The 11,426-nt window shown below is 70.7% G+C and carries 9 protein-coding genes and 1 pseudogene; 7 read left to right on the top strand and 3 right to left on the bottom strand.

Going from position 1 to position 11,426, the window contains the following annotated elements:
• Positions 1–21 precede the first annotated feature (21 nt).
• A complete protein-coding gene (locus AAHZ94_RS18365; RefSeq protein WP_349994044.1) occupies positions 22–1,008 on the bottom strand; it encodes a ferric reductase-like transmembrane domain-containing protein in 987 nt (328 codons plus the stop codon).
• Between the two features lie 661 nt (positions 1,009–1,669).
• Here AAHZ94_RS18365 and AAHZ94_RS18360 point away from each other — a divergent pair.
• Positions 1,670–2,125 (top strand): MarR family winged helix-turn-helix transcriptional regulator, encoded by a 456-nt coding sequence (locus tag AAHZ94_RS18360; protein ID WP_349994043.1) that lies wholly within the window; start codon positions 1,670–1,672, stop codon positions 2,123–2,125.
• Positions 2,126–2,774: 649 nt separating this feature from the next.
• Positions 2,775–4,124 (top strand): SGNH/GDSL hydrolase family protein, encoded by a 1,350-nt coding sequence (locus tag AAHZ94_RS18355; RefSeq protein ID WP_349994042.1) that lies wholly within the window; start codon positions 2,775–2,777, stop codon positions 4,122–4,124.
• Between the two features lie 443 nt (positions 4,125–4,567).
• Here the strand turns inward: AAHZ94_RS18355 and AAHZ94_RS18350 are convergent, their stop codons facing one another.
• Entirely contained in the window at positions 4,568–5,497 is a 930-nt protein-coding gene (locus AAHZ94_RS18350; RefSeq protein WP_349994041.1) for a helix-turn-helix transcriptional regulator, read from the bottom strand.
• Between the two features lie 392 nt (positions 5,498–5,889).
• Here AAHZ94_RS18350 and AAHZ94_RS18345 point away from each other — a divergent pair, with 392 nt between their 5' ends.
• From AAHZ94_RS18345 to AAHZ94_RS18335, 3 genes are all read left to right on the top strand, one after another.
• The gene (locus AAHZ94_RS18345) at positions 5,890–6,663 is read left to right on the top strand and encodes an SDR family NAD(P)-dependent oxidoreductase (protein WP_349994040.1); all 774 of its coding nucleotides are present in this window, start codon (positions 5,890–5,892) and stop codon (positions 6,661–6,663) included.
• A gap of 80 nt (positions 6,664–6,743) precedes the next feature.
• Positions 6,744–7,178: an SRPBCC family protein gene (locus tag AAHZ94_RS18340; RefSeq protein ID WP_349994039.1), complete on the top strand. Its 435-nt coding sequence runs from the start codon at positions 6,744–6,746 to the stop codon at positions 7,176–7,178.
• 27 nt (positions 7,179–7,205) lie between these two features.
• Positions 7,206–8,801, top strand: a complete 1,596-nt coding sequence (locus AAHZ94_RS18335; RefSeq protein WP_349994038.1) for an MFS transporter — start codon at positions 7,206–7,208, stop codon at positions 8,799–8,801.
• Positions 8,802–8,871: 70 nt separating this feature from the next.
• On the opposite strand, the gene AAHZ94_RS18330 is transcribed toward AAHZ94_RS18335, so the two are convergent.
• A complete protein-coding gene (locus tag AAHZ94_RS18330) occupies positions 8,872–9,882 on the bottom strand; it encodes an Lrp/AsnC family transcriptional regulator (RefSeq protein ID WP_349994037.1) in 1,011 nt (336 codons plus the stop codon).
• Positions 9,883–10,374: 492 nt separating this feature from the next.
• Between AAHZ94_RS18330 and AAHZ94_RS18325 the strand changes: the two genes are divergently transcribed.
• Both AAHZ94_RS18325 and AAHZ94_RS18320 read left to right on the top strand, forming a co-directional pair.
• Positions 10,375–11,175 carry an AfsR/SARP family transcriptional regulator gene (locus tag AAHZ94_RS18325; RefSeq protein ID WP_349994036.1) on the top strand — a complete coding sequence of 267 codons (801 nt, stop codon included), beginning with the start codon at positions 10,375–10,377 and terminating at the stop codon, positions 11,173–11,175.
• A gap of 50 nt (positions 11,176–11,225) precedes the next feature.
• Positions 11,226–11,426 (top strand): annotated as a pseudogene (locus AAHZ94_RS18320) (hypothetical protein); the annotation flags it as partial.

The following is an 11,426-nucleotide window of genomic DNA, read 5'->3' as shown; positions in this document are numbered from 1 at the left end:
CGCCCGCCCCGCCCGCCGCGCCTATCCCGCCGGTGGGGCGGGCGGGCGGGGGGCGGGGGGGGCGGCGGGGCGGGCCCGGCCGCCGTCGTGCCCGGAGGCCACCACGGCGACGAGACCGACGGCGACCGCGGCGACGACGAGGCGGCCGAGCGCCCGGCCGGCCCAGCGCGGGGCGTGCGCGGCGCTGCCGCGGGTGGGCGCGCCCAGCCGTTCGGCCCGCCGGGCCGGCCGCAGCAGCCTGAGCAACAGCAGTCCGGCAATGGGCAGTTGGAGTAGCCACAACACGGTGCGCGGCCAGCCGTCGTACCAGACGTTGGTGCCGTACAGCAGCGTGTGCCAGACGCTCAGCACGTAGATGACGATGACGAACCGGTGCAGCCGGCGCCAGGTGTTGGCGCCGATGCGGTGCCGTACGTAGAAGAGCAGGCCGAGCGGGACGGCCAGGTAGAGGGCGCCCTGCCCGATGGGGATGGCGGTGCGGCCGGTGCCCGAGTCGTACCAGCCGGGTACGAAGCTGTCGGCGAAGCCGCCCCACAGCCGGTCGAGCCAGCCGAGGTCGGTCTCGTAGCGGACCAGTTCGGCCGCGAACAGCAGGGCGTGGGCGGCCATCAGCGCCATGGTGGTGAGGCTGGTGGTGCGGTGCCAGCGTTCCCACACCGCGCGGCGCACCCCGAACCCTGCCGGCCCCGGGCCCGAGAGCACCAGGCCCAGCATCACCGTGCCCCACGCCCACAGCAGCCCCGACCAGCCGAACGCCTGGCTCAGCAGATACATCCAGTAGGTGCGGGAGTCGTTCATGAACGGCATCACGGACACCGTGTCCGAACTGCCGTCGTCCATCCGGACGTACAGCAGGATGAAGACCGCGGCCGTCACGACCAGCGCGGCGGCGGCGTCCGGTACGGCGGCCCGCAGATCGGCGCGGAGCGCGATCCGGTCGGCCGGGCGCCGGTCACGCTCGGGCTCCGCGGCCGTACCCTCCCCGTCCGGTGGGGCGTCTCGCAACATCGGCTGAGCCTCCCGAGCACGGGGCCACGACGGGGTGGCGGAGGTGGCGCGTGGGCCGTACGAACACGAGTGTGAGGGAGAGCCCAGCGTTGCGGAGCGTGTGATTCAGCCAGAACGAGCGTACGAAATCGCCGGTCAGCCTGCGCGTTCGAGGTGCAACAGCATAGGTCTGGACCAGCATTGGCCGCATTCGCCGCCCCGCGGAACGCGTTCTCGGCCGTGGCGCGAATCACCCCGTGGACGGCTGTCATGTCCACTGCTATGTCCACTGCCGTGGTGAGGGTCAGGCGGTGGTGGTGGGCGTCGGCGGCTGGGGCGGTAGTCGGTGTCATGGCGGCTGTGGTCGCGGGGACCGGTGGCGCGGCAGAGGCTGTCGCGGGCGTGGTGATCGGCGTCGTGGCGGGCGGCACGGCGGGCGCGTGGTCGCGGGCGTGGTGACCGGTGTCGCGACGGGCGGCACGGCAGGTGCGTGGTCGCGGCGCGGTGAACGCTGCTGCTCCCGCCGCCGCTGCCGCCGCTGCTGCCGACGTCGCCGCCGGTTCCACGACCGGCGCGGCCTCGCCCCGGCCGGCGCCGGGCGTCCGCGTGAGAGGATGAACCGGCCGCCACCAGGCGCGATGCGCCGGCGGGACCCGGGGGCACGCAGGAGGCGACAGGAACCATGGGCAAGCCCACGCACGACGTCGAGTACGAGCAGATGCTGCTCAGCCGGTACGGGCAACTGCACCACCGGCGCGGGCGCCGCGCGGACGGGGCGCTGGAGCGCAGCGCGTACATCCTGCTCAGCCGCATCCGCATCCAGGGCCCCATGTCGATCGGCGAGCTGAGCGACGCCTTCGGGCTCGACGCCTCCACGCTCAACCGGCAGACCGCGGCGGCGATGCGCGCCGGTCTGGTGGAGCGCATCGCCGACCCCGACGGCGGCATGGCCCGCAAGTTCCGCATCACCGTCGAGGGCGCCCGCACCCTCGACGCGGAGCGCGCGGGCCTGATCGTCTCCCTCGACGAGATCCTGGCCGACTGGTCGGCCGCGGACGTGGCGGCCTTCGCCGCCTACCTCAGGCGCTTCAACACCGACATCGAACGCCGCCACGGCCGCCCCTGGCCGCGCCCGTAGCGGACGCCGCCCCCGGCGGGGCGAGACCCGCCTCGCCTACGCGCGCGCTCGCGCGCGAGGACCTGCCCGCCCGAGGACGCGACCGCGCCCCGTACTCACGCAGTCCCCGCTCGCGCGCCCACCCGACCGCACACCCGCGCTCCCCCGCCCGACCGCCCGCCGCCGTGGCCGGCTACCGCACCCGCCGCGGGGCTGCTGCCCGGGGCATATGCGCAGGCGGGTGGGGGTGCGGCGGGACCCGGCCGCGCCGTCGCTACGGACCATGGCCAATTCCCGAACGGCCCGGGGGAGGGCCCAATAGACGTCCGCCCGGCCGGGATGGTGACGTAGAGCCTGAGCATCCGCGAGACGACAGTCCGTTCGTGAGCGAGCCGGGACGACAGCGGAGCAAGTGACCCGTGCCGTCCCCGCATCCCACGGTGCCGGGAGCGCGCCCTGGTGCCGCTGTGGCGGGACGGATCGTCGTGGTCAGCGAGGCGGGGCCAACCGGGGGACGTCGGCGCACCGCGCCGCACCGAGCACGTGGCACCCGGCGCAATCAGCGCACACGGCACGCGCAACGCGAGAAACAGCAAGTAGCCGCAAGGAACCGAGAGAAGCACGGCCACGCGAGAACCCGAGCGACATGACGACGCGAAGGAGCGATCCCATGAGCAACCGGACGCACACCACACCAGGGGGCCACGATGCCGGGCTGGCACACCGACGGTTACGGGCGAGCGCCCGCCCCCTGGCGGTGCTGTTCTCGGCGGGGGCGCTGCTGGTGCTCCCGCCGTCGCCGGTAGCGCTGTCCCACGCCAGCGCGCCGACCGCGACCACGACCACGACCACAGCCGACACCGCGCAGCACGTCGGCAAGGCGTGGCAGGGAGCCTGGTCGACCTCCGTCCAGCAGCCCGGCCGGGGGCTGTTCCCCAACTGGTCACAGCAGGGCTTCAAGCAGCAGTCGGTGCGCCAGGTGGTGCGGGTCAGCACCGGCGGCAGCAGCGCCCGCGTGAAGATCTCCAACCGGTACGGCACCGCTCCGCTGACCGTCACCGGCGCCACGGTCGCCCGGACGGACAAGGGCGCGGCCGTGCACAAGGGCAGCAGCCTGCCGCTGACCTTCGACAAGAAGGGCTCCGTCACCGTCCCGGCGGGCGGCGAGGTGTACACCGACGCCGCCCCGCTCAAGGTCAAGGCGCTGGAGTCGCTGACCATCACGCTGTACTTCAACGAGCCGACCGGCCCCTCCACGTACCACATGGCGGCCTCGCAGACCGCCTACCGGGCCGCGGGCGACCAGCGGGCGGACGACGCCGGCAAGGCGTTCACCGAGACCACCGCATCCTGGTACTACCTGGCGAACGTCGAGGTCAAGGGCGCAGGCCCGGGCCTGCGCAAGGGCGTGGTGACCTTCGGCGACTCCATCACCGACGGGATGGGGTCCACCATCGACGCCAGCAATCGCTATCCGGACGACCTGGCGGAACGCTTCGTCGCCGAAGACGACCCGCGCACCGTCCTCAACCAGGGGATCAGCGGCAACATGGTCACCGTCGGCACCCCGGGGACCGGCGAGAGCGCCGTGGACCGCTTCAAGAAGGACGTGCTCGGCGAGCCCGGCATCAGGACCGTCGTCATCATGGAGGGCATCAACGACATCGGGCTCGGCGGCATGGGGCAGATCCCGGACGTCTCGGCCGAGAAGATCATCGCGGGCCACAAGGAACTGGTGCGGCAGGCGCACGCCAAGGGCCTGAAGGTCATCGGCTCCACGCTCATCCCGTTCAAGGGCGCCGGCTACTACACCGACCGCGGCGAGACCAAGCGCGAGGCGTTCAACGAGTGGCTGCTCAACTCGGACGTCTATGACGAGGTCATCGACCTGGACAAGGTGGTGGCCGACCCGGCCGACCCGGACCGGCTGCTCCCCGCGTACGACAGCGGCGACCACCTGCACCCGAGCGACGCCGGCTACCGCGCGATGGCCGAGGCGCTCGACCTGGACGAGCTCTAGGCCCGACTCGATCCGAGCGAACCCGAACAGGCCCGAACAGACCCGAGTGAGCCGGCGTCAGCGCAGCTCATCCGGTGGGTGCCCGGTGAGTGTCCGGCCTGACGGGTGCCTGGTCTGACGGGCTCCCGGCCTGACAGGTGGTCTGGCGGGTGCCCGCCCCAGCCGTCCCCTGGCCCTCGCGGTCGGGGGGCGGCTGGCTACGAACCACCCGCCCACACCGAGCCACCCGCCCGCACCGAACCACCAGAACCACCAGAACCACCAAAGCCAGCCAATCTGACAGAGCATCAGATCCAGCAGCCCGCGAGGGCTTGCGGCCCTTCTCGCAACACCCGGCGGGGACGTCCGGGGAGGAAACCGGGCATCCCCGTTGGGCGTTGCACGGGGCACCTCACGGGGAGGCACTGCGCGACGGCGCCCGCGGGCCCGCCGATCTGCGTCCGCTACCCCGTCAGGGCGTCCTCGGAGGACTCCGACTCCGGGCCCCGCGACTCACCGGCGGCCGGCGCCGGCTGGCTCTCCAGGAGGCGTTCGAGGCGGCGGCGCGCGGTGAACCCCTCCCGCGGCAGGTGCACGGTGACCCGCAGGTCGTGCCGGCTTGAGGGGTGCAGCACCAGGTGGTCGAAGGTCATCTCGCCCATGACCGGGTGCTTGACGGCCTTGGTGCCGTTGGACTCCCTGCGCACGTCGTGCTGGTCCCACAGCCGGGCGAAGTCCGGGCTGTCCCGGTAGAGCCGGCTCGCGATCACGGCGAACCTGCGGTCCTCCGAGTAGGCCGCCGCCGCGCCCCGGAAGTCGGCGACCACCTGCGGTGCCAAAGTGTCCCAGTTGGCGAAGAAGGACCGGTACTTCTCGTCCGTGAAGAAGGAGACCAGGCAGTTCTGACCCCGTCCGCGGAGCCCGAACACCGCCTGCGCCGACCTGTTGATCAGGACGAAGTTCCACCACCGGTCGAGCACGTACGCCGGGTACGGCGACCACGCGTCCACCAGGCGCTGCAACTCGGGCATCGGCGCGACGTCCTCCGCCTCCACCACCTTCTCCTCCGGCGGCTGGAGGCCCACCAGTTGGTAGAGGTAGGCGCGCTCCGCGTGGTCGAGGGTGAGCACCCGGCTGATCGACTCGACCACGGAGTCCGAGACGTTGATGACGCGCCCCTGCTCCAGCCAGGTGTACCAGGACACCCCTATGCCGGCGAGCGTGGCGACCTCTTCGCGGCGCAGGCCGGGTGTCCGGCGCAGGCCGCGCCCGGGCAGCCCCACGTCCTCCGGCCTGACCCTGGCGCGACGCGAGCGCAGGAAGGCGCGGAGCTCCTCTCTCCGTGGTCGGGACTGGTCCGCTCCGTCGGCCGCTGGCACGTGAGTGGTGGTCATGACACCACCATAAGCAGGCTCTACTCACGTCCGGGCAATGTCACAGAAGATGCTCCTCGTGATGAATACCGGCTTCGTGCCGGTGTGGGTCGCCAACCCCGGCGTGCCCGTCGACGGCCGCGGACGGAAACGGAGGTTCCGGTCTCGGTAGTTCCCCGCGGTTCATCACCCGGGGCCGAATTCGACGGCACGGCACCCCCTGTTCTTCAGCTCCGCTTCTCCCCCGCACCCGAATCTCCCCTCGCTCCCCCTCCCCGCCTCCCCCACTCGCCCCACATCGCCGCGTACCCCCGCCTCCGTTCGCCCTTCCTCCCGGCCTTCTTTCGATCTTCTTCCGATCTCCTTTCGGCCTTCTTCCAAGCCATCCGCTTACTCGACTGACTGGGTATGTCATGACGCAGAACACTCCGCAGGCCCCCCGTTTCGCCGGCAAGACCGTCCTGATCACCGGTGGCGGCACCGGAATGGGCTTCTCCGCCGCCGAACTCTTTCTCGCGGAAGGCGCGAAGGTCGTCATCACCGGGCGCAACGCCGACCGGTTGAAGGTGGCTTCCGAGCGGCTCGACGGCGGCGACCGGCTCTTCGCCGCGACCGCCGACGTCGCCAAGCCGGCCGACCTCGACCGCCTCCTCGACGAGGTGGGCGAGCGCTTCGGCAAGTTGGACGTGGTGTTCGCCAACGCCGGCGTCGGCGTCTTCAAGCGCATCCAGGAGTTCACCGAAGAGGACGTCGACTACGTGATCGACGCCAACTTCAAGGGCGTCTTCTACACCGTGCAGCGCTCACTGCCGCTGCTGCGGGACGGCGCCTCGATCATCATCAACGCCTCCTGGACCCACCACCGGGGCCTGGCCATCGGCTCGCTGTACGCGGCGACCAAGGCCGCGGCGGCCAACCTCGCCAAGACCCTGGCGAGCGACCTGGCCGACCGGCGCATCCGGGTCAACGCGATCAGCCCGGGCTACATCGACACCGACATGTTCCAGGAGTCGGTGCCCACCCCCGAGGAGCGCGAGGACAGCGCCCGCCAGTCGGTTCTCCAGCGCGTCGGCACGCCCGAGGAGGTGGCCGCGACGGTCGCCTTCCTCGCCTCGGACGCGGCGGCGTTCGTCAACGGGGTCGACCTCCTCGTCGACGGCGGCGTCGTCAACGCGATTCCCGCCTGATCGACCGCGCCACCGGCGAACCCGCGGTATCCGCGCGTCCCGCGAAACCGCGTACACCGCGCAGCAGAAGGAGAACGGACATGCGCAGCATAGAAACGTACGTCAACATAGCGGCGCCCCTCGATGTGGTCTGGGACGTCATCGTGGACTTCGACCGGTACGGGGAATGGAACCCCTTCATCCTCGAAGCCCGCGGAAAGGCCGAGGTCGGCCAGGAACTGTGGCTGCGCATGCAGCGACCCAAGAAGTCGCAGCAGGAGACCCACTCCCCCACGGTCACGGTCGTGGAGGAAAACCGTCAGCTCCAGTGGTCCGGGATCATCCGGCACGCGACGATCTTCCGCGCCCGCCACGAATTCATCCTGGACGAGACCGATTCGGGGGTGCGGCTGCGCCAGCGCGAGGACTTCGGCGGTCTGACGATGCCGCTCGCCGGCGGCATGATCTGGCGCATCGAAGAGGGCTTCCTGCTCATGAACGCCGCCTTGAAAGTACGAGCCGAGTCCCAGCGCTGATGCGCTTGCGATGAAGGAGCACGCGAAGTGAATGCCCTCTTGGCTGGTGGCACGCGCCGGTCGAGTCCCCAGATCACCCTGGGCGCGGTGCTGTTGACCCTGCTGATCCTGCCGACCTCGGTCACGGGGTCCGGGGTCGCGCTGCCGCACATCGACCACGACACCCATGCGTCCCTGGACGCGCTGCAATGGGTCGTACACGGCTACAACCTGACCTTCGCGAGCTTCATGCTGGCCTGTGGTTCGCTGGCCGACCTCGTGGGGCGGCGGCGGATGTTCGCGGTGGGCGCGGCGCTGTTCACCGGGGCCTCGCTGGTCAGCGCGGTGGCGACCAACATCATCCTGCTCGACCTGGTGCGCGGCCTGGCGGGGGTGGGTGCCGCCGCCCTGCTGACCAGCGGCAGTTCCATCCTGGCCACCACCTTCGACGGCGCGGCCCGCACCAAGGCGTTCGCCGCGGTGGGCATCGCCACCGGGGCGGGGCTCGCCCTCGGCGCGATGATCGCGGGCGTGCTGGCCGACACCCTGGGCTGGCGCGCGTTCTACGGTTCGCACGCCCTGCTCATGGTGCTGGTCCTGGTGGCCGTGCCGTTCATGCCCGAGTCGCGGAGCGAATCGGCGGCCAAGGTGGACTGGACGGGCACGGTAACCTTCGTCGGCAGCCTCTTCCTCCTCATGCTCGGCATGGTCGAGGGGCCGCAGTGGGGTTGGGGCAGCTTCGGCGTCCTCGCCCTGCTGATCGGGTCGGTGCTGTTGATGGTGGTGTTCGCGCTGGTGGAGCGGCGCCAGGAACACCCCATGTTCGACCTGTCGTTGCTGCGCAACGGCCGGTTCATGGCGCTGTGCCTGATCCCCGTGGTCGTCACCTTCGCCTTCGTCATCCTGCTGCCGCTGCTGCCCAACTACCTGGTGGTCGCCAACGAGGCGAGCAGCAAGTCGGCGGGCGCCATGATGCTGCTGATGACGGTGCCGATCCTCATCGGGCCGATCCTGGCGGGGAAGCTGATCAAGTGGGGGTGGACGGCGCGCACCGTGTTCGCCGCCAGCCTGATCTGTCTGACGGTGGGCGTCGGCTGGCTTGCGCTGGTCCTGGAGCCCGGGGTGGGCGCCGGTGCGCTGGCCGGCCCGCTGATCACGCTCGGCATCGGGCTCGGGCTCAACTTCGGCCTCGTCGACGGCGCCGTACTCACCGTCGTCCCCTCGCAGGCGACGGGCGCAGCCGCCGGCTTCCTCAACACCCTGCGGCTCGGCAGTGAGGCGGTCGTCATCGCCGCGGCCGGCTCGGCCCTGGTCAACCTGCTCCAGAACTCGCTGCGCGACGGCCTCGACCGCTACCCCGCCTACCGGGGCGAGCCCGAGGACCTGGCCAACGACGTGAATGCGGGCGATCTCGACGACGCCCTGGAGAAGCTGCCCACCGACGCCAGGTCGGACCTCTTCGACTTCGTCACCGACGGCTTCACCGACGCCTGGCACGTGGTGCTGTGGGCCAGCGCCGTGATCTGCGCGCTGCTGTCCGTGGCGATTTACCTCATGCTCGGCGAGTCCAAGGACGAATCCGCCCCGGGCGAGGAGGCGCAGGAGCCCGCCAAGGGCGCGCCGGCGGTGGAGAGCGTGTCGTAATTCGAGAATGCCGGTGAGCGGTGGCGGGGTGGGTACTCCAGGTGGAGCGCCCACCCCGTTCGCCGTGCCTTCACCTCTCCCGCGGCCTTTGCGGTTTGATGACGAACCCGCGCTTGTAGGCGTGCGTGATGATCTCCACCGCCGCCTCGCCGATCCGCGGAATCCCCCCGAGCCGCTCGCTGAGGAAGCGGTAGAGGTCGCCCTCGTGGCCGAGGCACACTTCCAGAATCAGGTTGTACGTCCCGGTGATGGCGGCGCAATAGCGAACCTCCGGGTACGCGGCCAGCGCGCAGCCTCCCGCTTCCAGGCCGGCAGGGGGGATTTTGAGACACATTTGCGCCTCGACGGGTCTGCCCAACAACGCAGGTTCGACCTCGGTACGTAAATAAAGCATTCGCCGTTCCAACAGGGCGGTGACCCGCCGCCCGGCCGTCGCCACCGAGAATCCGAGATTCCGGGAAATCTCGGTGAGACTGACGCGCGCGTTTTCGATCAGAGCTTGTGCCACCCGTCGATCGACGGGGGACAGCTCATACCGGTCGGCCGGCCGCTCCACCGGCTGCACCCGCCCCTCGTGCAACTGCTCCCGCTCGGGCCCCGTCAGCTCCGGCACCTGCCAGTCGGCCGGGGTGGCGAACGTGCGCAGCGTGGTGTGCGCCTCGAACTCCCTGATGTGCGGGACGCCCTCGATGCCCTCGGCGATCAGGGCGTGCAGCCCAGGTCGGGACGGCACGATGAGCTCGCACCACAGCACGTTGCTGCGCCCGCTGACCGCCACCAGTCGGCGGATGTCGTCCCGGCCGACGAGGGCGCGCGCCACCCGTTCGAGCGCGCCGCCCTCCACTTCGAGCCGTAACTGCACGGCGTTGCCGAGACCGCACCGCATGGTGTCGTACACCGCGGTGGGTTGGATGGCGCCCTGGGCGATGAGCCGGTGGATGCGTCGGGCCACCGTGCGCTCGTGCTCTTTGAGGACCCGGCCGATGACTCCGGCCCCGGCCCGCGGGTTGATCTGGAGGGCCGCGACCAACCGTCGGTCGTGGGAGTCGAGTTTATGAAATGTGTCGGAATCTTTCATCATGGCTAGATCATTGCAGGAGAGCTACCACACAGGACAAGACCATTGTCTGAAGGCATCGGTACTGCCAAAGTTGACAACGCACAGCGCCGCGATTCTCAACCGGCGCTGCTCACGGGGGGATGAGAGTGGGGATCACGATTTTGCCGACCCTTTGGGGTCCAGCGCTGTCCATCACTCATGTCCCGGGCACCGCGCCTGTGCCAGGGATTCGATGTTCGCCGGGCCAGTCGGCGCAACACCGTTTGAGTCGTTCGCCCTTCGGACCCACGCCGAACGGGCGAGCCGCGGAAGAGAATGCCAATTTTTTCGGGCTCCCTTCCTTCCTGTCGCCGGAGCGCACTGCCGCTCACACCGGGCCCCGCCATTAAAACTGGCTGTTACACGGATTGGCCCCGCTTCCGTGAACCGTCCCCACACGGTGCCCTCACCGATCAGCGACATCGCCTCGGGGTCAGTTCCGCGACTCACTCCTAGGAAGAAGCCGAAGCAGCTATGGAATTTCGGACCCTCGGAAATCTGGCCCTCATCGTCGAGGGCCGGGACATCACACCAACGGCCCCCAAGCAGCGCCAAGCACTCGCGCTGTTGCTGCTACGCGCCGGACAGCGCGTCTCGATGCCCACCCTCATCGACGAGTTATGGGACGGCGTACCGCCACGGACGGCCATGACCGCCCTCCAGACGTACATCGGGATCATTCGCCGCATCATGGCCGAGGGCACCCGCACCTCGGTCAAGCACGTGGCGGCCAGCCGGCTGATGACGGACGGGAACAGCTACGTGCTGCGCGTCGAGGACGACGAGTGGGACAAGCCGGCCTTCCACCGGCTGGTACGGATCAGCCGGGCCGCCATCGCGCACGACGACGCCGCGCAGGCCGAGCGGCTGATGCGGATGGGACTCTCCTGCTGGCACGGACCGCCGCTGGGGAACGTCAAGATCGGCCGGGTGCTCGCCCCGCACGCCGAACGGCTTTGCGAACTCCATCTCGGGGCACGGGAGTTGCTGGTCGAATCGCTGCTGCGCACCGGGCGGGCGCAGGAGGCGGTGGAGGAGGCGACGGAGCTGACCGTCGAGCATCCGTACCACGAGAACCTGCACGCGCAGCTCATGCGCGCGCTGTACGGCTCGGGGCGTAGGGCGGCTGCGCTCGACGTCTACCAGAGGTTACGCACCCGCATGGGGGACGATCTCGGCATCTCCCCCTCGCCGACGGTGAACACGCTGCACCACGTCATGCTCCAGGACGAGCCTGACGAGCAGTTCCTGGCCCTGTCAGGGGCGGCCAGATAGGGGCGGACGGCCCTGGGGAAGGGCCGCGTCCGCGCGGGCCCTCCCCCAGGGTGCTCCGTCGCCCACCGACCACGGCACCAACCGGCCGCGGCACCGGCCGATTGCGGCACCGGCCGGCCGCCGCACCGCCGAACGACCGGGCCACCACACGACGACCGCACCGGCCGGGGGGGGGGGGGGGGGGGGCCCCCCCGGGCCCCCCCCCCGCCGGCCCCGGCGCGGCCCGGGGCGCCCGCGCGGCGCCCGCCCCC

It is taken from the genome of Streptomyces sp. HSW2009 (assembly GCF_040240285.1).
Classification (GTDB): Bacteria; Actinomycetota; Actinomycetes; order Streptomycetales; family Streptomycetaceae; genus Streptomyces.
This window is presented reverse-complemented; position numbering and strand designations above follow the sequence as displayed.

What these genes read in the sequence shown, in the direction of transcription:
- AAHZ94_RS18365 (WP_349994044.1), bottom strand. Translation starts at nt 1,008, where the DNA reads ATGTTGCGAGACGCCCCACCGGACGGGGAGGGTACGGCCGCGGAGCCC.
- AAHZ94_RS18360 (WP_349994043.1), top strand. Translation starts at nt 1,670, where the DNA reads ATGGGCAAGCCCACGCACGACGTCGAGTACGAGCAGATGCTGCTCAGC.
- AAHZ94_RS18355 (WP_349994042.1), top strand. Translation starts at nt 2,775, where the DNA reads ATGAGCAACCGGACGCACACCACACCAGGGGGCCACGATGCCGGGCTG.
- AAHZ94_RS18350 (WP_349994041.1), bottom strand. Translation starts at nt 5,497, where the DNA reads ATGACCACCACTCACGTGCCAGCGGCCGACGGAGCGGACCAGTCCCGA.
- AAHZ94_RS18345 (WP_349994040.1), top strand. Translation starts at nt 5,890, where the DNA reads ATGACGCAGAACACTCCGCAGGCCCCCCGTTTCGCCGGCAAGACCGTC.
- AAHZ94_RS18340 (WP_349994039.1), top strand. Translation starts at nt 6,744, where the DNA reads ATGCGCAGCATAGAAACGTACGTCAACATAGCGGCGCCCCTCGATGTG.
- AAHZ94_RS18330 (WP_349994037.1), bottom strand. Translation starts at nt 9,882, where the DNA reads ATGATGAAAGATTCCGACACATTTCATAAACTCGACTCCCACGACCGA.
- AAHZ94_RS18325 (WP_349994036.1), top strand. Translation starts at nt 10,375, where the DNA reads ATGGAATTTCGGACCCTCGGAAATCTGGCCCTCATCGTCGAGGGCCGG.